24 protein-coding genes and 2 tRNA genes are annotated in these 23,309 nt (G+C 58.6%); 11 read left to right on the forward strand and 15 right to left on the reverse strand.

The features are described 5' to 3' along the window. Positions 1-553: 553 nt before the first annotated feature. Positions 554-874 carry a hypothetical protein gene (locus BWR59_RS32715; protein WP_230981924.1) on the reverse strand — a complete coding sequence of 107 codons (321 nt, stop codon included), beginning with the start codon at positions 872-874 and terminating at the stop codon, positions 554-556. 84 nt (positions 875-958) lie between these two features. On the opposite strand from BWR59_RS32715, the gene BWR59_RS32720 reads away from it, so the two are divergent. Continuing rightward, on the forward strand, positions 959-1,393 hold the full coding sequence (locus tag BWR59_RS32720) for an NYN domain-containing protein (protein ID WP_230981925.1): 435 nt from the start codon (positions 959-961) through the stop codon (positions 1,391-1,393). 224 nt (positions 1,394-1,617) lie between these two features. Beyond that, positions 1,618-2,259: a BRCT domain-containing protein gene (locus tag BWR59_RS00010; RefSeq protein ID WP_081563604.1), complete on the forward strand. Its 642-nt coding sequence runs from the start codon at positions 1,618-1,620 to the stop codon at positions 2,257-2,259. A 116-nt stretch (positions 2,260-2,375) separates the two neighbouring features. On the opposite strand, the gene BWR59_RS00015 is transcribed toward BWR59_RS00010, so the two are convergent. The 6 genes from BWR59_RS00015 to BWR59_RS00040 form a co-directional block, all read right to left on the reverse strand. Beyond that, positions 2,376-2,451, reverse strand: a tRNA-Thr gene (locus tag BWR59_RS00015). A 294-nt stretch (positions 2,452-2,745) separates the two neighbouring features. After that, positions 2,746-3,951: a methyltransferase gene (locus BWR59_RS00020; RefSeq protein ID WP_081563605.1), complete on the reverse strand. Its 1,206-nt coding sequence runs from the start codon at positions 3,949-3,951 to the stop codon at positions 2,746-2,748. A gap of 142 nt (positions 3,952-4,093) precedes the next feature. After that, entirely contained in the window at positions 4,094-4,783 is a 690-nt protein-coding gene (locus tag BWR59_RS00025) for an ABC transporter permease (RefSeq protein ID WP_081563606.1), read from the reverse strand. Beyond that, the gene (locus BWR59_RS00030) at positions 4,780-5,475 is read right to left on the reverse strand and encodes an ABC transporter permease (RefSeq protein ID WP_081563607.1); all 696 of its coding nucleotides are present in this window, start codon (positions 5,473-5,475) and stop codon (positions 4,780-4,782) included. The genes BWR59_RS00025 and BWR59_RS00030 overlap by 4 nt, the downstream gene beginning before the upstream one ends. Positions 5,476-5,543: 68 nt before the next feature. Then, positions 5,544-6,308: an ABC transporter substrate-binding protein gene (locus tag BWR59_RS00035; protein ID WP_081563608.1), complete on the reverse strand. Its 765-nt coding sequence runs from the start codon at positions 6,306-6,308 to the stop codon at positions 5,544-5,546. A gap of 13 nt (positions 6,309-6,321) precedes the next feature. Further along, positions 6,322-7,095, reverse strand: coding sequence for an ABC transporter ATP-binding protein (locus BWR59_RS00040; RefSeq protein ID WP_081563609.1), 774 nt, complete (start codon positions 7,093-7,095; stop codon positions 6,322-6,324). A 420-nt stretch (positions 7,096-7,515) separates the two neighbouring features. Between BWR59_RS00040 and gabP the strand changes: the two genes are divergently transcribed. Beyond that, positions 7,516-8,907 (forward strand): GABA permease, encoded by a 1,392-nt coding sequence (gabP, locus tag BWR59_RS00045; protein WP_081563610.1) that lies wholly within the window; start codon positions 7,516-7,518, stop codon positions 8,905-8,907. Positions 8,908-9,116: 209 nt separating this feature from the next. Next, positions 9,117-9,386 (forward strand): type II toxin-antitoxin system Phd/YefM family antitoxin, encoded by a 270-nt coding sequence (locus tag BWR59_RS00050; RefSeq protein ID WP_081563611.1) that lies wholly within the window; start codon positions 9,117-9,119, stop codon positions 9,384-9,386. Positions 9,387-9,431: 45 nt separating this feature from the next. On the opposite strand, the gene BWR59_RS00055 is transcribed toward BWR59_RS00050, so the two are convergent. The 7 genes from BWR59_RS00055 to BWR59_RS00085 form a co-directional block, all read right to left on the reverse strand. Next, positions 9,432-9,980 carry a cytochrome b/b6 domain-containing protein gene (locus BWR59_RS00055; RefSeq protein WP_230981926.1) on the reverse strand — a complete coding sequence of 183 codons (549 nt, stop codon included), beginning with the start codon at positions 9,978-9,980 and terminating at the stop codon, positions 9,432-9,434. 87 nt (positions 9,981-10,067) lie between these two features. Then, a complete protein-coding gene (locus BWR59_RS00060) occupies positions 10,068-10,559 on the reverse strand; it encodes a hypothetical protein (protein ID WP_081563985.1) in 492 nt (163 codons plus the stop codon). Between the two features lie 65 nt (positions 10,560-10,624). Further along, on the reverse strand, positions 10,625-11,278 hold the full coding sequence (locus BWR59_RS00065) for a hypothetical protein (protein ID WP_081563612.1): 654 nt from the start codon (positions 11,276-11,278) through the stop codon (positions 10,625-10,627). A gap of 97 nt (positions 11,279-11,375) precedes the next feature. Continuing rightward, positions 11,376-11,451, reverse strand: a tRNA-Phe gene (locus BWR59_RS00070). Between the two features lie 102 nt (positions 11,452-11,553). Continuing rightward, positions 11,554-11,826 carry an oxidative damage protection protein gene (locus BWR59_RS00075; RefSeq protein ID WP_081563613.1) on the reverse strand — a complete coding sequence of 91 codons (273 nt, stop codon included), beginning with the start codon at positions 11,824-11,826 and terminating at the stop codon, positions 11,554-11,556. Further along, on the reverse strand, positions 11,823-12,890 hold the full coding sequence (gene mutY / locus BWR59_RS00080; RefSeq protein ID WP_081563614.1) for an A/G-specific adenine glycosylase: 1,068 nt from the start codon (positions 12,888-12,890) through the stop codon (positions 11,823-11,825). Before mutY ends, BWR59_RS00075 begins: the two co-directional genes overlap by 4 nt. Positions 12,891-13,082: 192 nt before the next feature. Beyond that, positions 13,083-15,317 carry an AsmA family protein gene (locus tag BWR59_RS00085; protein WP_081563615.1) on the reverse strand — a complete coding sequence of 745 codons (2,235 nt, stop codon included), beginning with the start codon at positions 15,315-15,317 and terminating at the stop codon, positions 13,083-13,085. A 389-nt stretch (positions 15,318-15,706) separates the two neighbouring features. Between BWR59_RS00085 and BWR59_RS00090 the strand changes: the two genes are divergently transcribed. From BWR59_RS00090 to hisF, 6 genes are all read left to right on the forward strand, one after another. Next, positions 15,707-17,368 (forward strand): OFA family MFS transporter, encoded by a 1,662-nt coding sequence (locus tag BWR59_RS00090; protein ID WP_081563616.1) that lies wholly within the window; start codon positions 15,707-15,709, stop codon positions 17,366-17,368. 327 nt (positions 17,369-17,695) lie between these two features. Beyond that, positions 17,696-18,289: an imidazoleglycerol-phosphate dehydratase HisB gene (gene hisB, locus BWR59_RS00095; RefSeq protein ID WP_081563617.1), complete on the forward strand. Its 594-nt coding sequence runs from the start codon at positions 17,696-17,698 to the stop codon at positions 18,287-18,289. Beyond that, positions 18,289-18,927: an imidazole glycerol phosphate synthase subunit HisH gene (gene hisH / locus BWR59_RS00100; RefSeq protein ID WP_081563618.1), complete on the forward strand. Its 639-nt coding sequence runs from the start codon at positions 18,289-18,291 to the stop codon at positions 18,925-18,927. Before hisB ends, hisH begins: the two co-directional genes overlap by 1 nt. After that, positions 18,927-19,184, forward strand: coding sequence for a DUF2164 domain-containing protein (locus BWR59_RS00105; RefSeq protein ID WP_081563619.1), 258 nt, complete (start codon positions 18,927-18,929; stop codon positions 19,182-19,184). The genes hisH and BWR59_RS00105 overlap by 1 nt, the downstream gene beginning before the upstream one ends. A gap of 23 nt (positions 19,185-19,207) precedes the next feature. Further along, the gene (hisA, locus tag BWR59_RS00110; RefSeq protein ID WP_081563620.1) at positions 19,208-19,945 is read left to right on the forward strand and encodes a 1-(5-phosphoribosyl)-5-[(5-phosphoribosylamino)methylideneamino]imidazole-4-carboxamide isomerase; all 738 of its coding nucleotides are present in this window, start codon (positions 19,208-19,210) and stop codon (positions 19,943-19,945) included. 10 nt (positions 19,946-19,955) lie between these two features. Continuing rightward, positions 19,956-20,726: an imidazole glycerol phosphate synthase subunit HisF gene (gene hisF, locus BWR59_RS00115; RefSeq protein WP_081563621.1), complete on the forward strand. Its 771-nt coding sequence runs from the start codon at positions 19,956-19,958 to the stop codon at positions 20,724-20,726. Between the two features lie 77 nt (positions 20,727-20,803). Here hisF and BWR59_RS00120 read toward each other — a convergent pair whose 3' ends face one another. Further along, positions 20,804-22,321 (reverse strand): serine protease, encoded by a 1,518-nt coding sequence (locus BWR59_RS00120; RefSeq protein ID WP_081563622.1) that lies wholly within the window; start codon positions 22,319-22,321, stop codon positions 20,804-20,806. A gap of 199 nt (positions 22,322-22,520) precedes the next feature. On the opposite strand from BWR59_RS00120, the gene BWR59_RS00125 reads away from it, so the two are divergent. Next, the gene (locus BWR59_RS00125; protein ID WP_081563623.1) at positions 22,521-23,303 is read left to right on the forward strand and encodes an ABC transporter substrate-binding protein; all 783 of its coding nucleotides are present in this window, start codon (positions 22,521-22,523) and stop codon (positions 23,301-23,303) included. The last annotated feature ends 6 nt before the right edge of the window (positions 23,304-23,309 follow it).

Consider the following 23,309-nt stretch of genomic DNA (forward strand, 5'->3'; position numbering starts at 1 on the left):
GGGGGTTGGGTGGGTGTGGTGTGGATCTGATCATGGCTACATTCCTTGGTGAGCTGAGCCGACACTCTCCGCTGTCAAACGAAGTGGGTGGCGGCTGTAGGCGGGTTGACAGACCAGTCACCAAGAAACCTGGCGCACACAAGTGTGCCCCACATACAGCCGCCATAACGCAGTCGCGCATCAGTGATGCGCAAGTCTATTAGCGAGTGTTGCTTCTTAGTGGATTCGGTCTGTCAAAACCGGTCGCTGAACCCAACGACGGGAGGAGGTTATGCCGTGATCCAGAGAGCCGCAACGCGCCGGGGAGGATAGCGATTAAATTCAGAAGCGTCCTACAGCAACTGGTTGAATATGTAGGGGAATGTGTCGCTTTGAGACGGCAGACGGTTGGAGTGATCCGTGCCCGCCCGTTAGATCCGATACGTGATCGACGAAAATGACCGATTTTCGGTTGACGATATAGTCGAGACGTCATCATAATTTCGCCCACAGTCCAGTACAGCTCGCAGGCAATCTTTAGAACCTGCCCGGCGGTCCTGGACTTTTTTTTGCCTCAAGGAAGCGACATGAAAAGGACGGCGGTGCTGGTTGATGGTGGATTTTCTTCGAGCGAGTCCGTTTCTTCGTCAGAAAATACTTCCGTCCATGCTTCGTCCTGACCTCTGAACACCTGAGCACGATCGTCCACCTTCTCGTCAAAAACCACATCGAAGAGCGCCGCGCGCTTCCCCGAGAGCTTTATCGCGTTTACTACTACGACTGCCCGCCAAACGACAAACAGGTCCGTTGCCCGATTACGCCGGAAGGCCATAAAACCCCTGGCACGATCAACTTCAAAGAACATCCTCCATACAAGGTGCGAGGCGAGCTTCATGACCGCCTCAAACGAAGCCGAAAAACAGCGTTGCGGTTAGGCGAACTCTCGAAGAGTGGTCGCTGGCGACTCAACAATCATGCCTTGGACGCATTGCTCAAGGGCAGAATGACCTGGCCGGACCTGACCAATTCGGATTTCCATTTTGATATCGACCAGAAGGCTGTCGACATCAAACTCGGGATGGACATCACGACGCTGGCGCTCAACAAGCTTGCTGACGTGATTGTGCTCATTGCTGGCGATTCCGATTTTGTCCCCGCAGCAAAGCTTGCGAGAACCAATGGCATAGATTTCGTTCTTGATCCCATGTGGGCTAACACCGCAGCAAGCCTCAGCGAGCATGTCGACGGAGTCAGGTCCTACGATATCGTCAGGATGATCAGTTTCGTGACGCATGAGGTGGTGGTGAGTGTTCCAGCGTGGTGGCCACAGCTGGATCGGCAGGAGGAAGTCCGCAGAGAACACGAAATCGTAGATCCGCCAGATGATAGTGATGAGCCGGGCGTGCCCGATTGATTGGCGTCAGCGAGCTGGCTTCCGGGTGGCATTGGCGGATATACGACGTGACTTTCAGCCCCCTGTGCTGATGTATTTTCCAGTTCACAGGCAACCGGATGAACCTCATGTAGCCCGGGGAGGGCTGACCTGAGAGTTTTGCGGTTCCTGTGTCCTTGCCCATTCTTTCGCAGCCAGCTAAACCTTGACGCACCTTGTTTTATTTTCGAGAAGGAAGCTTTCGCATGGACATGCACAACGAATTCACCAACAGTCGATTCTTCCACGCCGACCGCATCGACCGCCGTTCCGCCGACGCCTTGGTGGGCATCGCTGCCGGACTCATTGCTGATGGTGTGGTCAACACCACTGAAGCGGTTTTCCTCAAGCAGTGGCTGGAGAGCCAGGTGGCGCATCTGGACGATCCGGTGATCAACCTGCTTTATTCGCGGCTCGCCTGCATGTTGAAGGACAACGTGCTGGATGAGGATGAGTCGACTGAACTGCTCAATCTCTTGCATGGGTTCGCGGGATTGCCGATCGCCAAGCCAGCGCCGTCCCAGCGTGGCGCGGTGGCCCCGAATGATCTGCCCTTCAACACTCCCGAGCCTGAATTAATCTGGGAGGGCCGGGTCTTCGTTTTTACCGGCGTCATGGCCTACGGGCCGCGCAAAGACTGTCAGACGTTGATCGAAGACAAGGGCGGGGTGATCGGCGGGGGCGTAAGCAAGAAGGTCCACTACCTGGTAGTGGGGAGCATCGGCAATGAGCAATGGCGGCACAGCACCTATGGCACCAAGATCATGAAGGCAGTGGAGTTGAGGGAGGCAGGGGCTCCGATTGCGATTGTGGCTGAGGATTATTGGCAGCGCCGAATGTTCGGGTGATTGCTCGAATGGGATTGGTCGATGGATGACGTGGACTTAAGCAGATTACGAATGACTTACACGCAGCCCAAAACAAAAAAGGCCCACCTTTCGGTGAGCCTTTTTCGCTAAATCTATGGTGCCGGCACCAGGAGTCGAACCCGGGACCTACTGATTACAAGTCAGTTGCTCTACCAACTGAGCTATACCGGCGTGTGGGCGCTGATTATAGGGATTTGATTTGTCGAGTAAAGCCCTAATTTCAGTTTTTTACGGTGCTTATGTCGGAACGCGATTACCGTTATTCACAATTGCTCTCGTGCCAAGGCGATGAAAGGTGATTTTGTAGAACCGTTCTCATTCGTTCGCAAGCTACTGATTTGTCGAAAATTTAACACCTGTCTAAAAAATGACCAATTCGTGAAATCGTTTGCGGATCAGGGTTTCTGTGCATTCGTGGGAATTTCGTCAACAGAGTTATCCACAGGGCAGTACGCTCGAAGTGGATCATTTTCGCTCGGCGAGGATGAGCAGATTTCTCGGGGTGAGCTGGCTGTCGCAGAAGGTGCCGATGCGGACGTGGTAACTGCGCTCTTGCAGGTAAAGAGCGCGGTCGAGGATGAGCCAGAGTTCGAGGAGGCGGCGGAAGAGGTTTCGGAGTAGTTCGAGGTTGCGAACTTCGGCCAGGCGCTGCCACCCAGCGGCCTCGGAGGCGGGCCAGTCGTGGTTGCCTGGATCTGATAGTTGTTTGAGTTCAGCGAGGTCGCGGCAGTAGTCGGCGAAGGGTTTGTCGAGCCAGGCGCTGGGCAGTGATGGCGTTGGCAGGTAGTCGTCGATGCCTCTCAGCTCGCGTTGCATGAGGTCGAAGGCCAGGCGGCGGGCCATGGAGGTGTCGCGCTGGCGACGGACGCGGGCGCCTGCGGTGACGGTTTCGCTGAGGGGCAGGCCGAGGTCGTCCAGGGAGAGTTCGAGTGCGGAGGCTTGGCCTTCGGTGGACATCGCCTGGTAATGGTCGCTAGCGATGCGGTTGTAGCAGCACGGTGCGATAGCCATGTGTTGGCAGCGGGTGTCGCTGGCGAGTTGCATGAGGCGCACATGCAGATCGCCGCAGGCGTGCAGGGCGACGGGAGTGTGGTCAGGCTGCAGTTGGTCTACGGCTTCGGCGGCCATGACGTCTTGTTGGACGTGTTCGGCGGCGATGTGGAGTTTGGCGCTAAGTTGGGTGCCCGCTTCGACCAGCTTGGGGTCGTATTCCAGGCAGGTGAGGGCTTGCCCTTGATGGGCGAGGCGTCTGCCGAGGTGGCCTTTGCCGGAGCACCAGTCGAGCCAGTGGGTCGGCATGTGCTGAAAGCTCAGGCTGCTGGCGAAGGCTTCGATCTGTTGCCATTTGCGGCCGGGGACGTCGACGCTCATGCGCGATGACACGCTTTGCAGTTCGACGCGGGGTAGGGCGTCGATGTCGCTCAGGGCTTTGGACTGCGCAGCGATCTGCTTGAACGGCTCGGGCGCGTCGAGTTGCTCGGGATGGTTGTGAGCGGCTTCGGCTTGTTCAAGCGAGCGCTGGCGCAGCCAGGTGGATAGTTCGGGGTGCTGCGCCTCCCACGGCAGATGGCGATGGGTGAAGGGTTTTGGGCGCCACAGGTGCTGATGCTCGAGCAGGAAGGCGTCGAGGGCGTGGAAGCGGGATATCAGGTCGGCGGGGTGCAGGGGCATCGGCTGGGCAGCGGTGTTGGGGTTCGGGGCAAGCTTACGGGCTTTGGAGGCTGGACGTCAGTCTTCGCGAGTAAGCTCCCTTGCACAGGGGAGCTCATCGCCACGCGGGCCGCATTGAGCCAGCCCCAGCCCGGTGTGCTGTTTATCGCCCCTGGCTGGCGTCCACCCGTAGGTAGCGTTCCAGCAGTTTGAAGCCCTGTATCAGCACGAACGACATCAGCAGATAGATCAGGCCCGCGAGAAAGAAGCTCTGCTCCGGCATGTAGGTGCGGGCGTTGATGGTGCGGGCCATGCCGGTGATGTCCAGCAGCGTAACCGTGCTGGCGAGGGCGCTGGCCTTGAGCATCAGGATGACTTCGTTGCTGTACGCCGGCAGCCCTATGCGGGCGGCGCGGGGCAGGATGATGTAAAGCAGCGCCTTGCCTTTGGACATGCCAAGCGCGCGGGCGGCTTCGATTTCCCCCGGCGGCACGGCCTGAATCGCGCCGCGCAGGATCTCAGCGATGTAGGCCGTGGTGTGCAGCGTCATGGTCAGTGCTGCGCAGAAGAACGGATCGCGCAGGTAAGGCCACAGCGGCCCTTTAGTCACGGCGTCGAACTGCGCCAGCCCGTAATAGACCACGAACAGTTGAACCAGCAGCGGCGTGCCGCGAAAGAAGAAGATGTAGGCGTAGGGCAGGGCGCGCACATAGGCATTACGTGAGGCGCGGGCGATGCCCATGGGGATTGTCAGAATCAATCCGGCGACAACGGCGATGGCCACCAGCTCCAGCGTCAGGGTCGCGCCCTGCAGCAGTTTGGGCAGCCATTTGAGGGCAAACTCCCACGTCATGATGCGCTCCTCACGAAACCGATCGATGCACGCTTCTCCAGCCATGCCAGGCCGACCATCGACAGCGCGGTCATGCCCAGATAGAGGAAGGCGGCGACCATATAGAAGGTGAACGGCTGTTTGGTGGTGGTGACGGCGATCTGCGCGTGGCGCATGACTTCTTCAAGACCAATGACAGAAACCAGCGCGGTGTCTTTCATCAGGATCATGAACAGATTGCCGAGCCCCGGCAGCGCGATGCGCCACATCTGCGGCATGACCAGCTTGACGAAGATGCGCGAGCGCGACATGCCCAGCGCCAGCCCCGCTTCGCGGTGGCCTTTTGGGATCGCCAGCATGGCGCCGCGAAACACCTCTGTGGCGTACGCGCCGAAGCACAGCCCCAGCGCGATGACGCCCGCAGCAAAGGCGCTGAGCGACAGGTTGGGAATGCCGAACAGGTGGCCGATGGCGCGCATGCTGCTGACGGTGCCGAAGTAAATCAGCAGCACCCACAGCAGTTCGGGAATACCGCGCACCAAGGTCGAGTAGGTGCCGCCGAGCCACTGTAGGGCACGGTTCGGTGAGGTCTTGGCCAGCGCGCCGAGTAGTCCCAGGACGAGGCCCAGGCACAGGGCAGACAACGCGAGTTGGATCGTCATCAGCACGCCGGCAGCCAGGGCCGGGCCGAATCCTTGTAGATCGAGGTTCATGGCTTTGCTTGGTCAGAGGACAGACACCACCGCTCTATAAGAAGGCGCGGCGGTGTCGGTCGGGCAGATCAGAGGATGCTGAACGGGAAGTACTTGTCGTTGATCTTCTTGTAGGTGCCGTCTGCAATGATTTCCTTGAGGGCTTCATTCAGCTTCTCGCGCAGCGGGTCATCCTTGCGCACAGCGATGCCGATCTTGTCGTCGCCGGGCAATGGCTCGCCCTTGAACTCGAAGCTTTCGCCTTCTTTGCTTTTCAGCCACTCGTAGCTGGCGTATTTGTCGCCGAGCAGGGCGTCCACGCGACCGGAAGCGAGGTCCAGAAAGGCATTTTCCTGCGAGTCGTAGAGTTTGACCGTGACAGCGTCGCCCCAGTTGTCTTCCAGCCAGGTGCCGGAAAGGGTGGCGCGCTGTGCGCCGATGGTCTTGCCATTCAGCGCTTGCTTGATGGCCTCGTTGTCGGCACCCAGATTGGTCGCTTTTGGCGCGATGAATTGCAGCTTGTTCGAGTAGTACGGGTTGGTGAAGTTGACGGCCTGCTTGCGCTCGTCGGTGATGGACATCGACGAGATGAGGAAATCGAACTTCTGCGCGTTCAAGGCCGGGATGATGCCGTCCCAGTCAGAGGTCACGACTTCGCAGGTGACCTTCATCTTCGCGCACAGGGCGTTGCCGATTTCGACGTCGAAACCCACGACCTGACCGCTTGCATCTTTGTTGTTGAACGGCGGGTAAGCCCCTTCGATGCCCATTTTCAGAGTGTCGGCAGCAAAAGCGCTGGAGACCATTGCCAGGGTAGCGGCAGTGGCCAACAGGAAATTTTTCAGGGTCTGCATCGATGTTGCTCCGTTAGCGATTGCTGGACATGAATTGTTTGCAGCGCGCCGATTGCGGGTCGTCGAAAACCTGCTGCGGCGATCCTTGTTCTTCTACCAGCCCTTGATGCAGGAACACCACTTCACTGGATACCTGCCGGGCAAAATTCATTTCGTGGGTCACCATCAACATGGTCCGGCCTTCTTCGGCCAGCCCACGGATCACAGTAAGCACTTCTTGCACCATCTCGGGGTCCAGCGCGGAAGTCGGCTCGTCGAACAGGATCACTTTAGGCTGCATTGCCAGTGTGCGTGCGATGGCCGCGCGCTGCTGCTGGCCGCCTGACAGTTGCGCAGGATACACGTGGCGTTTGTCGGCGATCCCGACCTTGGCCAGCAACGCCTCTGCCATGTCGGTCGCCTCTGCCTTGCTCTGGCCCAGGACACGGCGCGGCGCCTCGATGATGTTATCGAGCACGGTCATGTGTGGCCAAAGGTTGAAGTTCTGGAAGACGAAACCGATCTCGCTGCGCAGCCGATTGATCTGACGGTTGTCCGCGGCAATCAGTTCACCCTTGCGGGTGGCCTTTAGCTTGAGTTCTTCGCCGGCCACCAGGATCTGACCCTGATGCGGGTTCTCCAGCAGATTGATACAGCGCAGCAGCGTGGACTTGCCGGAGCCGGATGAACCCAGAATCGAAATCACGTCGCCGTCGCGCGCGGTCAGCGAGATGCCCTTGAGCACCTCGAGCTGGCCATAGCGCTTGTGCAGGTTGCGGATTTCCAGGGCGGGCGTGGCCTCGGCCATGTGCGGTCCTCATGTGTACGTGTGCTGATCGCGGGCGGCAAACGAGCTTGCCTTGCGCAAAAAGGGCGCGATGGTGCCAGCTTTAAACGCCGTGGGGAAGGGTGTTTCGGCCAACGGCGCGATCAAAGGTCATAAGCATGCCCCTATTTGGTGCTAATCGGTCGCGTCTGTGTATTTTCGGTGCAAGTAAACGTCTCTATCCTGTTGCGCTCGGTAACATCTCCTACAGGAATGGCTAAATGCTATTCCGCTCAGAGACTTACCGAATGCCTCTGCAACGGGCATATGCGTGCACGACGTCGCTTTTGAAATATTTTGGCGTAGTTCTTGCGTAAAAAATAAATAACAGAGCCGTTGTGATCTTTTTACGAGGACGCACAAACCGCTCTGATCCGTACAAAAATCCTAAAGGTTGCTTTCATGAGCAGTACCCCAAACTCTTCAAACCTCGATCAGGGGCTTAAATCGCGGCATATCACCATGCTGTCGATTGCAGGTGTGATTGGCGCTGGCCTATTCGTCGGCTCCGGGCATGCCATTGCCGAAGCGGGTCCCGCAGTTCTGCTGGCCTACGCTGCAGCCGGTACGCTGGTTGTGCTGGTCATGCGCATGCTGGCTGAAATGGCTGTCGCCTCCCCGGATACCGGTTCGTTTTCGACCTACGCCGACCGTGCGATCGGTCACTGGGCGGGCTTCACCATTGGTTGGTTGTACTGGTGGTTCTGGGTGTTGGTGATTCCGCTGGAGGCCAACGCCGCCGCGACCATCCTTCATGCATGGTTCCCGAATATCGCGATCTGGGCATTCACGCTGGTGATCACCTTGCTGCTGACCGCGACCAACCTGTTCAGCGTCAAGAACTACGGTGAGTTCGAGTTCTGGTTCGCGCTGATCAAGGTTTTGGCGATCATTGGTTTCGTGGTGCTGGGCATCGCTGCGGTCTTTGGCCTGCTGCCGAACAGCCAGGTCAGCGGCGTCAGCCATCTGTACGACACGCAAGGCTTCTTGCCGAACGGCATGGGTGCGGTGCTGGCAGCGATGCTGACCACCATGTTCTCGTTCATGGGTACCGAGATCGTCACCATCGCGGCGGCGGAGTCAAAGGACCCTGGCAAGCAAATCACCAAGGCCACCAATTCGGTGATCTGGCGGATCTGCCTGTTCTATCTGGTTTCGATCTTCCTGGTCGTGGCGCTGGTGCCGTGGAATGACAGCCGTCTGGCTGAAGTAGGCTCCTATCAGACTGTGCTCGACCTGATGGGTATTCCGAACGCCAAGTTGATCGTCGATCTGGTGGTGCTGGTCGCTGTAACCAGCTGCTTGAACTCGGCGCTCTACACCGCTTCGCGCATGCTGTTCTCCCTCGGCAAGCGTGGTGACGCACCTGCGGTTTCGCAACGCACCACCAAGGCAGGCACTCCTTACTGGGCTGTGTTGCTGTCGACTGCTGCGGCGTTTGCTGCGGTGTTCGCCAACTACGTCGCGCCGGCTGCGGTGTTCGATTTCCTGCTCGCCAGTTCCGGCGCCATCGCGCTGCTGGTGTACCTGGTCATCGCTGTTTCGCAGCTGCGCATGCGCCGCAAGCGTGAGTCTGCCGGCGAGCCTATCGACTTCCGCATGTGGCTGTTTCCGGGCCTGACCTGGGCTGTGATCGTATTCATCGTCGCGGTGCTGAGTATCATGCTGTTCCAGGAAGGCCATCGCATGGAAATCATCGCCACGGGCCTTCTGAGCATCCTCGTGGTCGCTGCCGGTTTGATCGTGTCGAGCCGCCGCAAAGCGGTCAAGGCGGGGAAGGTTGTGCTCAATTGATGAGTGATTGAGCTGGCTTTGCTGGCGTGATAAAGGCGGCTGCCGTCAGTGACGATGGTGGCCGTTTTTTTTTGCGCGCATATTTTGATCTATCAAGTAGCCTATTTGTTTATGCTTTTAAGAGTATTGTTTACGGCATCATTCAACGGTTGATTTCTGTTGAAGGGTTTCCAAATGACTAAGAGTGAAATGAGTGGGAGCGTAAATCGATGGCATACGCACTGTTGGCCGAAGTCGCTGCTTCAGTGACTGACTTGAAGAAGGATCCCATGGGGACATTTCGCGAAAGCAATGGCGACCCGATGGTGATCCTCAACCGCAACGAGCCAGCCTTCTACATCTTGTCGCCTGAGCGATATGAGGAACTCCTGGATATGTTGGATGACGCGGAGCTTGCCCGGATAGCCAAAGCGCGACGCGGTGGTCGCACAGTTAAGGTGGACATTGATGACCTCATCGCAGAGGCTGAAAAACGCTGAGCCTGTATCGGGCGGAGCGTCGGCAAGTACGTCGCTAGACGGCAGTCACCCATCAGGAAGCATCCGCCCCAGCACCGACTTCCCCCGCACCTGGTGCATCACCACTGCCGCCATGTGCAACGCCACGAGCCCCGCTAAAACCGCGCACAAGGCGTGATGCAGTTGATGTAACCCCAGCAGCGCGACATTCGAGTGAATCAGCTGTGGCAGCGTTATGAGCGCCATTAGCGTGACCGGGTGGGTCATCATCAGCACGCCTGTGATAAGCACGCCGGAGACCGCTGCATAAATCGCAGTGTGTGCCGCGCTGGCTAGTCGCTCTTTTGAAGTATGCCGAAGGTGTGGCGCCGCTTTGACGGCCAGACACAGGCGCCAGGCGAAGAACGGAATAAAGAGACTGGTCAGCTGCGGATTGAAAGACTCGACCCATTGCCGAAACGGATGATCCGAATCCAGAAATGCCACGCCAAAGCCGCTGAAGGTTGCCCAGAGGATGACCGCCGCGGACAGCCAGTGCAGGAAAATTCGCGGTTTGGAGTAAGCGCTCGCTTCGCCCGCTATAGCTGCGGATGAAGGGGTGTGGAGATGTGTCAAAACGGCCAGCCCTTATTGAGAAGAAGTTGCATTCTCGTACTAGCGCAAAGCTACCGTCTTGACCGGTGTCATGCAAATTAAAACCTGTTAACGGCGACCCGCATCCCGTGCGTTCTTGCGCTGCAGGATGTCCGACGCTTCGTTGTAGGCGTCCTGGAATTCGTCGCTGCCCAGCCACTCGACGGTCACCTCTTCCTCTTCGTCATGGAAGATCCCGCGGTAAACGATCAGCAAGGCCATAAGGAAGTCGGTGGCCGGGTCTTCCTCTTCTTCAGCAATCACCAGCTCCAGCACCGGGTATTGCAGGAAGACAACGCACATGGCCAACAGGCTGATGGCTTCAGCTTTTTGCATCGCCTGGAAGAGGTCATCGTAGTCGGCGGGCTCGAAGCCGTTCTCCATGATGTCGTTGAAGTCGAATTTGCTCAGATCGAGATAGACGTCATCGAACGGCTCATTGACGAGCGCATGGTTGAGCACCGGATGCACCGGACTTGGCTTGCCCTTGCCGGAACGGTTCTGCTTGGCCTTTGCTTTGGCCCGCTGGGCACGTTTCTGCTGTTTGTCTGGGGAGGCCATGACGGCGGTTTCCTTGTTCGGTGCAGCCATTTTCATGGCCCGGGATCATCGGGCGCACATTGTATTCAGTCTTGTGCGGGTTCGCCGGGTTTCTTCTGGTCGATGGTGAACTCTTCCATTAGGGCCTCATCTTCGATTTCGCAGAGCGCCTCGTAGAAACTCTCGTAGAAGTCATCACCGTCGATTCGCGTTCTGATGGACTGATCATCGAGTCCATGGGCCCACTTCCAGTAAGCGCCCAAGGTGTTCACGAGAATGTCGGGAAAGTTCGCAAAGTCGATGTCGTGCAGGGCGTGCGCTGCAATCGGGCCTTTGGCGAAGGTCAGCAGAAATTCTCCTTCTCCTGCCGCTTCGGCTTCCATCAGTTCCTTGTAATGCGCAATACGTTGCGCTTCTGTGGGGGCTGGCGCAGGAGATCTGTAGAGGTCCCACAGCAGGATTTCGACTTCGGAGTGTGTTGCTCCGTCTCCGCCGTCTAGGAAGGCAATGGCGGCTTCTCGTTCCTCGTCGGTCATCTCGGCCAGGACCTCGGGCTCCAGATAGCTCTCCAGAAGTAAGTTGTTATCGAGTTCTTCATCGTCTGGGGCGAGGAAGTCAGGCATGAAATAGTCCGGGACTATAGGGGCAAGCGCCTGAGGATTCTGGCGAGCCACGCGCTGTTGCTTGGCTTTGTCTTTGGCGCGCTTGGCACGCTTCTGCTGTTTGTTCGCTGATGCCATGGCCGTTCTCCTGAAAGTGAGTCTGGCCACTGATGTTAGTAAATCGCGCCCAATAAAAAACCCCTGAATCTTTCGATGCAGGGGTTTTTCGGTATTTTGGTGCCCAGAGACGGAATCGAACCGCCGACACGGGGATTTTCAATCCCCTGCTCTACCGACTGAGCTATCTGGGCAACGGGGCGCATTAGACGTGTTTTTCAGGAGGTCGTCAAGCGTGATGTTGAAAAAAATTTGAATTATTTCCTCCGCTTACGATTAACACCGTCTGCAAAGGGTTATTCGGACGGCGGAACGTAGCCTTCGGCCTTGGCGTATTCCTCGCCGGAGAGGTACTTGTCCATCTCGGCCTGCAGGAACTTGCGGTCTTCGGCGTTCATCATGTTCAGACGTCGCTCGTTGATCAGCAGGGTCTGGTGTTTCTGCCAGTCCGCCCAGGCCTTCTGCGAGACGTGGTTGTAGATGTCTTCGCCCTTGGCGCCCGGATACGGCGGACGCTCCAGACCTGGCAGTTCTTCTTTGTACTTGCGGCACATTACGGTGCGGGTCATGACGACTCTCCTGCGTTCAATACGTCGGCTGCGCTCATCAGCAGCTTCTTCACCGGGGCGGCAAGGCCCAGGCGCGGCGGGGTGGCGAGGTTATACCAGAGCCAGTCGGCCTCGGCCACGTGATGGGCGGACTCCTGGACCCGGACCAGCCAGGGTTCAATGCTCAGCTGGAAGTGGCTGAAGGTGTGGATCAACCCCGGTAGGGCTTGATGTTCACCCAGTTCCAGCGCGTGTTGGTCGGCCAGATGCTGCATGTCATTGAAGTCATCCAGTTCCGGCAGGCTCCACAAACCGCCCCACAAGCCGGTGGAAGGCCTGCGGTATAGCAGGATTTCGCCTTCGTCGTTGGCAAAGATCGGCATCAAGGTGCGCTTCTGCGGCACGGCCTTGCGCGGCTTGGGAATCGGGTAGCGGGTTTCCAGGCCAAGCATGTGCGCTTCGCAGCTGCGTTCCAGCGGGCACAGCAGGCAGCTGGGCTTGCTGCGGGTGCAAAGCGTGGCGCCCAGATCCATCATCGCCTGAGTGTAGTGATTGACCCGGCTGTGTGGCGTGAAACGCTCTGCGGTCGCCCACATCTGCTTCGCGACCTTTGGCTCACCCGGATAGCCCTCTTGCGCGGTAAAGCGCGCCAGAACGCGTTTGACGTTGCCATCGAGGATCGGTGCGCGAATGCCCATGCTGATGCTGGCGATGGCCCCGGCAGTGGATTGGCCGATGCCTGGCAGTTCGGTGAGCTTTTCCACGTCGCGAGGGAATTCCCCGCCGTGTTCGGCAACGACGATCTTCGCAGCTTTTTGCAGGTTGCGCGCGCGGGTGTAGTAGCCCAGCCCGGTCCACAGATGCAGCACTTCGTCTTCCGGCGCCTCAGCCAGAGCCTGAACGGTAGGGAGCGCCTCCATGAAGCGGTCGAAGTAACCCAGCACGGTGCTGACCTGGGTTTGCTGCAGCATGATTTCCGACACCCAGACGCGGTAAGGGGTGATGTCGTGTTGCCAAGGGAGATCGTGCCGGCCGTGACGGTCGTACCAGTCGAGGACGGCGGAGGAGAACTGCTCGGGTTGCATCGTGGTTCCGGTGTTCAGGGAAAAGGGTTGAGGCAAGCTTGCCCCGATCCCCGTGGGAGCCGGCTTGCTGGCGAATGCGGTATGTCTGCACCGGATCAGGTGATGGATACACCGCTTTCGCCACCGTCGTAACCTCCGGCAGCTCCTACAGGTTGTGTGTCGCGCTGCCGATCTGTGGTCGGCAGCGCGGTGTTACCGCTTGAACAATCCCTTGATGGCATCCTTGAGCTCGGGACTGACCTTGTCCCCCAGCTTTTCGTCAATCTTGTCGCCGAGGCGATCTCCGGCCATCTTGGCGGCGACCTTGCCGAGCCCTTCATTGTCCAGGCGGCATGCCTTGGCGCCCAGTTCCAGCGGGCCACGGCACAGGATCGGCCATTCGACACCGACGAAGCGCGGATTCACTTCACAGGCCGGGTCCGGCATATCGCTCTTGTCGCCTTCGATGATCACGCCGACGCGATAATTCATGCCCATCACGCGCAGGTCGATATCGCCGTCGCCATTGACGGTCAGGCCCGGCGTGCGAACTTTCAGGTCAGGGTTGCTGGCTACGCCGTTGCGCAATACCAGGTTGCCGTTGAGTTGCTGGAACGGCGTGTCCTTGCCGCGTGGTTCGCCGCTCAAGGTCTTGCGGTTGAGCACCGAGATACCACGGCACAGTTGCTGTTCAAGGTTGGCGTTTACGAGCACGCCGTTGTTCAGGGCGAAGCTGGCGGTGCCGTTCAGGCTCTCCACCAAGGCCTTCTCGCTGTTGCCCTTGGCGGTGACGTCGCTGTTCAGGTTCAGCAGGCCGCGCAGGGGAGGCGTGGTGCCCTGACTCTGAATGAAGTGTTCGACTGGCACTTTGACGACATGGGTCTGCACACTGGCCAGCGGCACTTCCGGACGCACGTCCAGATTGCCTTTGACTTCGAAGTTGCCGTTGTAGAGATCGCCACGCAGGCTGTCGACCTTGATCACGCCATCCAGCGCGGAGGTTTTCAGCGCGGCATTCTGAATCGGCAGCTTCTCAACGGTCAGCTTGCCAAAACTCAAGTCGGCATCGACATCCAGCTTGCGCATGCGCTCAAGCGGCAGCAGCCGGGCATCGCTCCAGGCGACCTGGGTTGGCTGGTTCGGCAGCGGACTGGTGCCCGACGCAGCGAGGGCCTCGGCTTCGCCGCTCTGAACCTCGGATTTGCGTGCAGCTCCGGCAGCTTTTGCCTTTTCATCCTGCGGTGGACGATAGCGGTCGGCGTCGAAGGTGTCGGCCTTGAGTTGCAGGCGCAGGGACTGTTTGGCGAAGTCGTCCACGGCCACGCGACCGGTGATGGTGCTGTCGTCGAGTTTCAGGGTGAGATCGTCCAGCGCCACGCTGGTTGGCGTGGCGGCAAGGCGGGTGACCATTTCGAATTTGTTCAGACTGCCTTCACCAAGAGCGGGCGCAGGCTGACCGATGCTGTCGAGAAATTCGCGCAGATTGAATGAAGCAATGGACAGACCGCCGCTCAGTTGAGGCGTCTTGTCCAGATCGCGGACATGCAACTCACCCAGAGCACGCAGCTGGTTGGCGGACAACTTGAGGTTGGTCCATTCGGCAACGTTGGCCGACATGTCTGCCAGTAGCTGACCCTGAGCGGAGAAGGTCACGGTCTTGCCTTGCAATGGGTCGCCCGCCGCTTCGCCGGAGAAGCGCATGTCATCGAGCTGATAGCGCTTGAGCGCACGGTCGAAACGCAGCTTGCCAGTCAGCTCGGTCTTGGTGCGTACCACAGGCTGATTGGTGCTGAGGAATGCTGTGAGTTTCACCGGAATGTCGGTGGCGTTGTGTACCGGGCCGGTGCTCAGCTGAATGCTCTCAGCGGTGAATTGCCGGGCTTTCTGAATATCGTTGAAGTCGATGCGCGCGTTGTTCACGGTCAGGCTGTCGATGTCCAGCTTGAGCGGCTGCCAGGCTTTGTCTGGCTTGGCGCCTGCGTCGGGAGCAGGATCGGCAGGGGCTTGCGCAGCGGGTGGCTGCGCCGTATTTGCAGCGGTAGCAGGCACCTTGCCGATGTCTTCCCAGTTGCCGTGGCCGTTTTCATCGCGGGTGAGCATCAAGTTCAGGCCTTCGACCCGCACATCGCTCATCTGCACTTCCTTGCGCAGCAGTGGCAGCACCCGCACAGACAGCCCGAGCATCGAAAGGTCAGCGAACGGTTTGGTCGGCTCGGTCAGTGTCGCGACGCTGGCGTCATGCAGCTCAAGGCCCAGCCAGGGGAACAGGCTCCAGCCAATATCGCCGTTGAGGGTCAGTTCGACGTGTGCCCGGTCGCGGACCAGTTTACGAATCTCGTCTTTGTAGTCGTTGGGATCAAACAGATGGGTCAAGGCGAAGCCGAGAGCCACGATGATCAGCAACAGCCCGAGAATGAATAGTCCCAGGATTTTGCCGAACGCTTTCATGGGCGAGTCCTTGTAATCGAGTCGTTCAAAATTTAGCCCGCGAGTATAGCGTTCTCACGCAGGTGCCGGGCCTTGATCGGCCTCGGGCGGTATTCCAGAAATGCCTGCAAATTCTGGGACAGCGGGAAATTGCGGTCATTCCGGTGTGTTTCTACAGAGTGCACTCTGCGTTCATACAATGACAGACGGCATAAAAAAGGTAGTAGCAGAATGCTTTCTGTCACGCGGCAAATGGTAATCTCTCGCCGTTCGCGGGTCATGCTGCGTCGAATTGTCACGTAACGAGACTTTCTGCCGATAAAAACTCCCGATGCTTGCGTGCATGAAGAGGGGTGGCAGATGCGATGTCGCTGTTCTTGCGAGACACAACTATAAATGGGGGCAAAATAATGACTACGAGCACTGCTCTGGGCGGCAATGTCGCTCAGCCTGCGTTCTTGTCCAAAGAGCGCATTATCGCCAAACGCGGTTTCAACCGTTGGCTGGTTCCGCCAGCCGCACTGGCAATCCATCTCTGTATCGGTATGGCCTATGGCTTCTCGGTATTCTGGTTGCCGCTGTCCAAGGCCATCGGCATCAAGACCGCCGTCGCCTGCGCGCCGGACATGGGGTTCTTCGAGCAAGTCTTCTCGTCAAGCTGTGACTGGCCGATCTCCATGCTCGGCTGGATCTATACCCTGTTCTTCATCTTCCTGGGTTGCTCGGCAGCCATCTGGGGTGGCTGGCTGGAACACGCCGGGCCGCGTAAAGCTGGTGTCGTATCGGCCCTGTGCTGGTGTGGCGGTCTGCTGATCTCGGCGCTGGGCGTGTACACCCACCAGATCTGGCTGATGTGGATCGGCTCGGGCGTGATCGGCGGTATCGGTCTGGGTCTGGGTTACATCTCGCCGGTTTCGACCTTGATCAAATGGTTCCCGGACAAGCGCGGCATGGCGACCGGCATGGCGATCATGGGCTTCGGCGGTGGCGCGATGGTCGGTGCTCCGCTGGCGACCGCTCTGATGAGCCATTTCGCAACGCCTGACAGCGTCGGGGTCTGGCAGAGCTTCGTGGCAATGGCCGCGATCTACTTCGTCTTCATGATTGGTGGCGCTCTGGCCTACCGCGTTCCGCCTACGGGCTGGAAACCTGAGGGCTGGACAGCGCCTGCGAAGAAAAACAACAGTGCGATGATCACCAACCGCCACGTGCACGTCAGCGTTGCGTGGAAAACCCCGCAATTCCGTCTGGTCTGGCTGGTGCTGTGCCTGAACGTTTCGGCCGGTATCGGCATCCTCGGCATGGCTTCGCCACTGCTGCAGGAAGTGTTCGGCGGCAAACTGCTGGGCAACGATCAAGGCTTCGCACAGCTCGACGCTTCGCAACTGGCTGCAATCGCTGCAATCGCCGCGGGCTTCACCGGCCTGCTGAGCCTGTTCAACATCGGTGGGCGGTTCTTCTGGGCGTCGTTCTCCGACTACATTGGCCGCAAAGCCACCTACTTCGTGTTCTTCGCGCTGGGCTTTTTGCTCTATGCGTCGGTTCCGACGCTGGGCCATCTGGGCAGCGTTGCGCTGTTCGTGGCGGCGTTCTGCGTCGTGCTGTCGATGTACGGTGGCGGTTTCGCGACCGTGCCGGCTTACCTCGCTGACCTGTTCGGCACGCAAATGGTTGGCGCCATCCATGGTCGTCTGCTGACTGCCTGGGCTGCCGCTGGCGTGCTCGGCCCGGTGCTGGTGAACTACCTGCGTGAATATCAGCTGAGCCACGGTGTTGCGCGCGCCGATGCCTACGACATCACCCTGTACATCCTCGCAGGCCTTTTGGTGTTGGGTTTCATCTGCAACATGCTGGTGCGTCCAGTGGCCGACAAATACTTCATGACCGAAGCGGAATTGAAGGCTGAACAGGCTATCGGCCATGACGCTGGCGCGGATCACACCACTTCGCTGGAGTGGAAAGCCGACGCAGGCACCAAGCCTCTGGCAATCCTCGCCTGGCTGGCAGTGGGTATCCCGCTGGCGTGGGGCGTGTGGATCACCCTGCAGAAAACTGCGGTGCTGTTTCACTAAAGGCTGATACACCCGGCCCGAGATTCCTTGGGCCGACGCTAATCCTTGTAGCGGCACGGCTTGCCGGCGGTAGCGATCTTACGGACGCCACCGCCGGCAAGCCGGACTCCTACGGGGTTTATCTGATGCCAGTCCTGCCCGATCGGATTGGCGCCAATGCACCCCCCCACAGCTGCTCGTGTTGCACAGGTATTCGCTTGTACGCACATGTCTAGCGCTTGAGTTCCGGGATTCAGCCCGTCAGTGATATCAAGCTCCGTGTTTCTGTTTCCCCGCCACACGCCTATAATGTCCGCCTTTTCGCCCAATGATTTTGCGGAGCTGGTGATGGCCGAACGTAAGGCGTTCGTCGAGCGCGACACCCTGGAAACCCAGGTCAAAGCCTCGATCAACCTGGATGGCACCGGAAAGGCCCGATTCAACATCGGTGTGCCTTTTCTTGAACACATGCTCGACCAGATCGCCCGTCACGGGCTGATCGACATCGAACTCGACTGCAAAGGCGACCTGGAAATCGACGACCACCACACCGTGGAAGACGTCGGTATCACGCTGGGTCAGGCCTTCAGCAAAGCCATTGGCGACAAAAAAGGCATCCGTCGCTACGGCCACGCCTATGTCCCGCTGGATGAAGCGCTGTCGCGCGTCGTCATCGACTTCTCCGGTCGTCCGGGGCTGCAAATGCATGTTCCGTACACCCGCGCTACCGTTGGCGGTTTCGACGTAGACCTGTTCCAGGAGTTTTTCCAGGGCTTCGTCAACCACGCCAACGTCACGCTGCACATCGACAACTTGCGCGGTCACAACACTCACCACCAGATCGAAACCGTATTCAAGGCATTCGGCCGCGCGCTGCGCATGGCCGTCGAGCTGGACGACCGCATGGCCGGCCAGATGCCTTCGACCAAGGGCGTGCTGTAATGCAGACGGTTGCCGTCATCGACTACGGCATGGGCAACCTGCACTCGGTAGCCAAGGCTCTCGAACACGTTGGCGCCGGTCGTGTGCTGATCACCAGCGACGCCGATGTGATCCGTGAAGCCGACCGCATCGTGTTCCCGGGTGTTGGCGCGATTCGCGATTGCATGGCTGAAATTCGTCGTCTTGGTTTCGATTCGCTGGTGCGTGAAGTCAGCCAGGATCGTCCGTTTCTCGGGATCTGCGTCGGCATGCAGGCGCTGATGGATCGCAGTGAAGAGAACGACGGCGTGGATTGCATCGGTGTGTTTCCAGGCCAGGTGCGTTTCTTCGGTAAAGATCTTCACGAAGACGGTCAGCACCTGAAAGTCCCGCACATGGGCTGGAACGAAGTGACGCAGGCTGTGGATCACCCGCTGTGGCACAACATTCCGGATCTGGCGCGGTTTTACTTCGTGCACAGCTATTACATCGATTCGCCGAACCCTCGGCAGATCGTCGGTCGTGGTCATTACGGTCGCGATTTCGCCGCCGCACTGGCTGACGGCTCGCGCTTCGCCGTGCAGTTCCACCCCGAGAAGAGCCATACCCATGGCCTGCAATTGCTGCAGAACTTCGCCGCGTGGGATGGCCGGTGGTAATGAGCAAGAAGAACAAACCGCCGATCCTGACCCTCACTCCCGAGCAGGAGAGTGAGGCGTGCCACAAGATCAAGCGGTTCATGGAGGACCGTTTCGAGCTGGACCTGGGTTCGTTCGAAGCGGCTGAAATCCTTGAATTGTTTACCCGCGAAATTGCCCCGCATTATTACAACCGAGCGATCTTCGATGTTCAGGCGCACTTGAAAGAGCGGTTCGAAAGCATCGAAAGCGACGTTTGGGCGCTCGAGAAAAACTAATTTCCGATTAAGTAGGTTTCCAGATGCTGATTATTCCCGCTATCGACCTTAAAGACGGTGCCTGCGTGCGTCTTCGCCAGGGCCGCATGGAAGATTCCACGGTGTTCTCCGATGATCCGGTGAGCATGGCAGCCAAGTGGGTTGAAGGCGGTTGCCGCCGTCTGCATCTGGTCGACCTGAACGGCGCGTTCGAAGGTCAGCCGGTCAACGGTGAAGTGGTCACGGCCATTGCCAGGCGTTACCCGAACCTGCCGATCCAGATCGGCGGCGGTATCCGTTCGCTGGAAACCATCGAGCACTACGTCAAGGCCGGCGTGAGCTACGTGATCATCGGCACCAAGGCGGTAAAGCAGCCTGAGTTCGTCGCTGAAGCCTGTCGCGCCTTTCCGGGCAAAGTGATCGTCGGTCTCGACGCGAAAGACGGTTTTGTCGCCACTGACGGCTGGGCTGAAGTCAGCTCGGTTCAGGTCATCGACCTTGCCAAGCGCTTCGAAGCCGATGGCGTCTCGGCCATCGTTTATACCGACATCGCCAAAGACGGCATGATGCAGGGCTGCAACGTACCGTTTACCGCTGCGCTGGCGGCTGCGACGAAGATCCCGGTCATCGCTTCCGGCGGTATCCATAACCTTGGCGACATCAAGGCACTGCTGGACGCGAAAGCACCGGGCATCATCGGCGCAATTACCGGTCGTGCGATCTACGAAGGCACACTCGACGTCGCCGAAGCTCAGGCTTTCTGTGATTCGTACAAAGGCTGAGGATTGAGACATGGCGCTGGCTAAACGCATCATCCCTTGCCTGGACGTCGACAACGGTCGCGTGGTCAAGGGCGTGAAGTTCGAGAACATCCGCGACGCTGGCGACCCGGTGGAAATCGCCCGTCGTTATGACGAGCAGGGCGCCGACGAGATTACCTTTCTCGACATCACCGCCAGCGTCGATGGCCGTGACACGACGTTGCACACCGTCGAGCGCATGGCCAGCCAGGTTTTCATCCCGCTGACCGTAGGCGGTGGCGTGCGGACCGTGCAGGACATCCGCAACCTGCTAAACGCCGGTGCCGACAAGGTTTCGATCAATACCGCTGCCGTGTTCAACCCTGAATTCGTAGGCGAAGCAGCTGCGCGTTTCGGCTCGCAGTGCATCGTCGTCGCCATCGACGCCAAGAAGGTTTCCGGCCCGGGCGAAGAGCCGCGCTGGGAGATTTTCACTCATGGTGGTCGCAAGCCGACCGGCCTGGACGCTGTGATGTGGGCCAGGAAGATGGAAGACCTGGGTGCCGGCGAGATTCTGCTGACCAGCATGGATCAGGACGGCATGAAGAACGGCTTCGATCTGGGCGTTACCCGTGCGATCAGCGATGCGCTGGGTATTCCTGTGATTGCTTCCGGCGGTGTCGGCAACTTGCAGCATCTGGCCGACGGCGTGCTGGAAGGCCATGCCAGCGCGGTACTGGCTGCGAGTATTTTCCACTTCGGCGAATACACCGTTCCTGAAGCCAAGGCGTTCATGGCCAAACAAGGGATTGTGGTTCGCTGATCCGGATTGCGCTGGCTCACCCTAACCTTGGTCAGCCAGCGCATTTCTTCAATTCGACGTACGCCTCAAGGCGCCGCTCAGGGCAGCAGTAGATCGGTGCGTGGCGCCGATGGTTGCTTCCCCATTTCGTAGACTATTGAACAAAGCTTCATTGGTAGCTGAGCCGCCCCAATGGTCTTCACCTCGACGTATTCGCGCATGTAACCCTGCGAGTCGTCACATTGCACCGCATCAGCCGGGCCGGATTTGAACGCGTACACCCAAAGCCACGGATTGGAGTAATGAGGCGTCACCTTGTAGTCGCCATCGGCAGTACGTTCTATTTTCATTTCCGGCATGCGGGTCGGGCCGGCCGGCGCGACTTCCATTGCCACGATTACCGGCTTGTTCATCATCTCCCCCGCTGGTCGCTGTTCAGCGGAGTCGACACCGATGATGCACAGAAAATGCAGTCCTGTGTCAGGGCCGATGGGGTCGTCGATTACTGCATTAGTTGCGTCGAGGGCGTTGCTGTAATGGTGCGGGCTCTCGCATTCGGTCGGTGTGCGAACTGCCTTGTAGCGGTACTTAGGCATGTCCAGCGAGAACTGCCATGACCACGTCGGCAGAACTTCAGCGCCCTGTTCGTCGATGCCGATTCGGCTGAAGGTCTTGAGTCTGTAATTTCCCGTTAATGTCATGTTGAGTGTCGATTGCAAGGAGCAGTCGAGAGCAAGCGGGTTGAACTGCCCATGGCTAAAGCAGGATTGCAGGCCAATCGCCGGGCTTGAGTATGAGGTGTCAGGCGCAAGCATCGGCTGGCCGTTGACGACCTCGCAGGGTGCATCCGCCTGGCAGCGATTTTCTGCCCACTTACCCCTCGTCGAGGTGCTGAGTACGCCGACGATCTGATTCGAAATCCTGTCCAAGACCGGGCTGCCTGAGCTTCCGGGAGCGATACCCTGACAGCGATGCTTGTGGAATGCGCGGAATATGTAAAAGTTTTCAACCAAGTCCGCAGCACCGTCTAGCGGGCAGGCCGACAAGCGCAGTGCAGGGGCGTTCTCGTGGCCCGAAGGATTGCCAACCATCAACAGATTCATGCCTTTTACTGGCGTCTGCGGACTGAACTTCAGTGGCTCGATGCCTTTGTCGAGGAATGACTGCAGCGGTGTGTCGAGCTCGATAATGGCCAGATCCGCGCCGCGCATGGTCGACCGGACCAGCTTTTTCAATTCATAGCGATCAGTGTTCTCCATATTGCCGAGGAAGTAATCGAAATCGATGTGCCCATCCAGGGGAGTGTCGCTCGAGATATTCAGACTGTTTCCGTTGAAGCAGTGACCGCTGGTGAGGATGTACGCCGGGCCGGATGCGTCCAGGCTGCCATTGCGTGAGTCAATCAACGACGCGGTGCAATAAAGGTCGGGATTCGCCTTGCTGAGCTGCACCCGGCCCACAGCCCTCCAGTGGCTATGACGGTCCTGCGCATTGTCGAGAGGGATGGCGTTAGAGAAGTTTTCCTGGCCTTGGCCGTAGTCATTTGCCTGGGAAATACCCGTGGCGATCACGCTGAGGAACGCGATGCTGAGCAAGGCGGATTTTCGGTATTTCATTCGACACCTATATGGTCTGTTGGCGCCCGCTTGTGGTGCGAGCTGTTAGAAAGAAGCCATCAGGTAGTCAGATAAAGTGCACTCCGGGGACATACATATTTATTGAATCAGCTACAAGGCCCGGCGGCCTGTCGAAGGCTCTGGACAACGACGCGGAGGGCCTGCACTCTGTGCGCAGTCATGGATAGAGATGAGTCGTATGCTGAGAATTTCAGCGTTTCTTTTTGCACTGTTCGGTTGTGTTTCGGGCGCAGTTATCCATGCACAAGAGCTGAGCGGTTCCACTGACGCGAGCACCAGGGCGGACACCTCATTCGTCTTGCTCACGGAGAACTTTCCGCCTTACAACATGGCCATCGATGGCAAGAACTTCGCCCAGGAAAGCAACATTCAGGGCATCGCCGTCGAGATCGTGCGCGAGACCTTCAAGCGCGCTGGCATCGGCTACAACATGACCCTGCGTTTCCCGTGGGATCGCATCTACAAACTCGCTCTGGAAAAGCCCGGTTACGGCGTGTTCGTGACTGCGCGTCTGCCTGAGCGCGAAAAACTCTTCAAGTGGGTCGGTCCCATCGGCCCGGACGACTGGATCATGCTGGCTAAGGCCGATAGCCCGATTCAGCTGAACTCACTGGAGGAGGCGCGGCAATACAAGATCGGCGCCTACAAGGGCGACGCCATTGCCGAGGAGTTGGGGCGTCAGGGCATGAACCCGATCGTGGTGCTCAGCGACAAGGACAACGCCAGGAAGCTGGTGGACGGGCAGATTGACCTGTGGGCGACAGGTGATCCGGCCGGGCGCTATCTTGCGCGGCAGGAGGGGGTGACCGGCTTGAAGACGGTGCTGCGCTTCAACAGCGCAGAGCTGTTTCTGGCGCTGAACAAGGACACGCCGGATGACGTGGTGAAGAAGCTGCAGACAGCGCTGGACCAACTGCGCAAGGAAGGGACGGTCGACAGTATTCTCGGGAAGTATCTCTGACACCCC

Source organism: Pseudomonas sp. Bc-h, from assembly GCF_002080045.1.
GTDB lineage: Bacteria > Pseudomonadota > Gammaproteobacteria > Pseudomonadales > Pseudomonadaceae > Aquipseudomonas.

Excerpts from the sequence above, each read along its gene's own strand:
- BWR59_RS00050 (WP_081563611.1), top strand. The coding sequence starts at position 9,117 with ATGGCATACGCACTGTTGGCCGAAGTCGCTGCTTCAGTGACTGACTTG.
- hisB (WP_081563617.1), top strand. The coding sequence starts at position 17,696 with ATGGCCGAACGTAAGGCGTTCGTCGAGCGCGACACCCTGGAAACCCAG.
- BWR59_RS00090 (WP_081563616.1), top strand. The coding sequence starts at position 15,707 with ATGACTACGAGCACTGCTCTGGGCGGCAATGTCGCTCAGCCTGCGTTC.
- BWR59_RS32715 (WP_230981924.1), bottom strand. The coding sequence starts at position 874 with ATGAAGCTCGCCTCGCACCTTGTATGGAGGATGTTCTTTGAAGTTGAT.
- BWR59_RS00035 (WP_081563608.1), bottom strand. The coding sequence starts at position 6,308 with ATGCAGACCCTGAAAAATTTCCTGTTGGCCACTGCCGCTACCCTGGCA.
- hisF (WP_081563621.1), top strand. The coding sequence starts at position 19,956 with ATGGCGCTGGCTAAACGCATCATCCCTTGCCTGGACGTCGACAACGGT.
- hisA (WP_081563620.1), top strand. The coding sequence starts at position 19,208 with ATGCTGATTATTCCCGCTATCGACCTTAAAGACGGTGCCTGCGTGCGT.
- BWR59_RS00105 (WP_081563619.1), top strand. The coding sequence starts at position 18,927 with ATGAGCAAGAAGAACAAACCGCCGATCCTGACCCTCACTCCCGAGCAG.
- BWR59_RS00060 (WP_081563985.1), bottom strand. The coding sequence starts at position 10,559 with ATGGCCTCCCCAGACAAACAGCAGAAACGTGCCCAGCGGGCCAAAGCA.
- BWR59_RS00020 (WP_081563605.1), bottom strand. The coding sequence starts at position 3,951 with ATGCCCCTGCACCCCGCCGACCTGATATCCCGCTTCCACGCCCTCGAC.
- BWR59_RS00065 (WP_081563612.1), bottom strand. The coding sequence starts at position 11,278 with ATGGCATCAGCGAACAAACAGCAGAAGCGTGCCAAGCGCGCCAAAGAC.
- BWR59_RS00120 (WP_081563622.1), bottom strand. The coding sequence starts at position 22,321 with ATGAAATACCGAAAATCCGCCTTGCTCAGCATCGCGTTCCTCAGCGTG.
- BWR59_RS00010 (WP_081563604.1), top strand. The coding sequence starts at position 1,618 with ATGGACATGCACAACGAATTCACCAACAGTCGATTCTTCCACGCCGAC.
- BWR59_RS00040 (WP_081563609.1), bottom strand. The coding sequence starts at position 7,095 with ATGGCCGAGGCCACGCCCGCCCTGGAAATCCGCAACCTGCACAAGCGC.
- gabP (WP_081563610.1), top strand. The coding sequence starts at position 7,516 with ATGAGCAGTACCCCAAACTCTTCAAACCTCGATCAGGGGCTTAAATCG.
- BWR59_RS00075 (WP_081563613.1), bottom strand. The coding sequence starts at position 11,826 with ATGACCCGCACCGTAATGTGCCGCAAGTACAAAGAAGAACTGCCAGGT.
- BWR59_RS00025 (WP_081563606.1), bottom strand. The coding sequence starts at position 4,783 with ATGACGTGGGAGTTTGCCCTCAAATGGCTGCCCAAACTGCTGCAGGGC.
- BWR59_RS00085 (WP_081563615.1), bottom strand. The coding sequence starts at position 15,317 with ATGAAAGCGTTCGGCAAAATCCTGGGACTATTCATTCTCGGGCTGTTG.
- hisH (WP_081563618.1), top strand. The coding sequence starts at position 18,289 with ATGCAGACGGTTGCCGTCATCGACTACGGCATGGGCAACCTGCACTCG.
- BWR59_RS00125 (WP_081563623.1), top strand. The coding sequence starts at position 22,521 with ATGCTGAGAATTTCAGCGTTTCTTTTTGCACTGTTCGGTTGTGTTTCG.
- mutY (WP_081563614.1), bottom strand. The coding sequence starts at position 12,890 with ATGCAACCCGAGCAGTTCTCCTCCGCCGTCCTCGACTGGTACGACCGT.
- BWR59_RS00030 (WP_081563607.1), bottom strand. The coding sequence starts at position 5,475 with ATGAACCTCGATCTACAAGGATTCGGCCCGGCCCTGGCTGCCGGCGTG.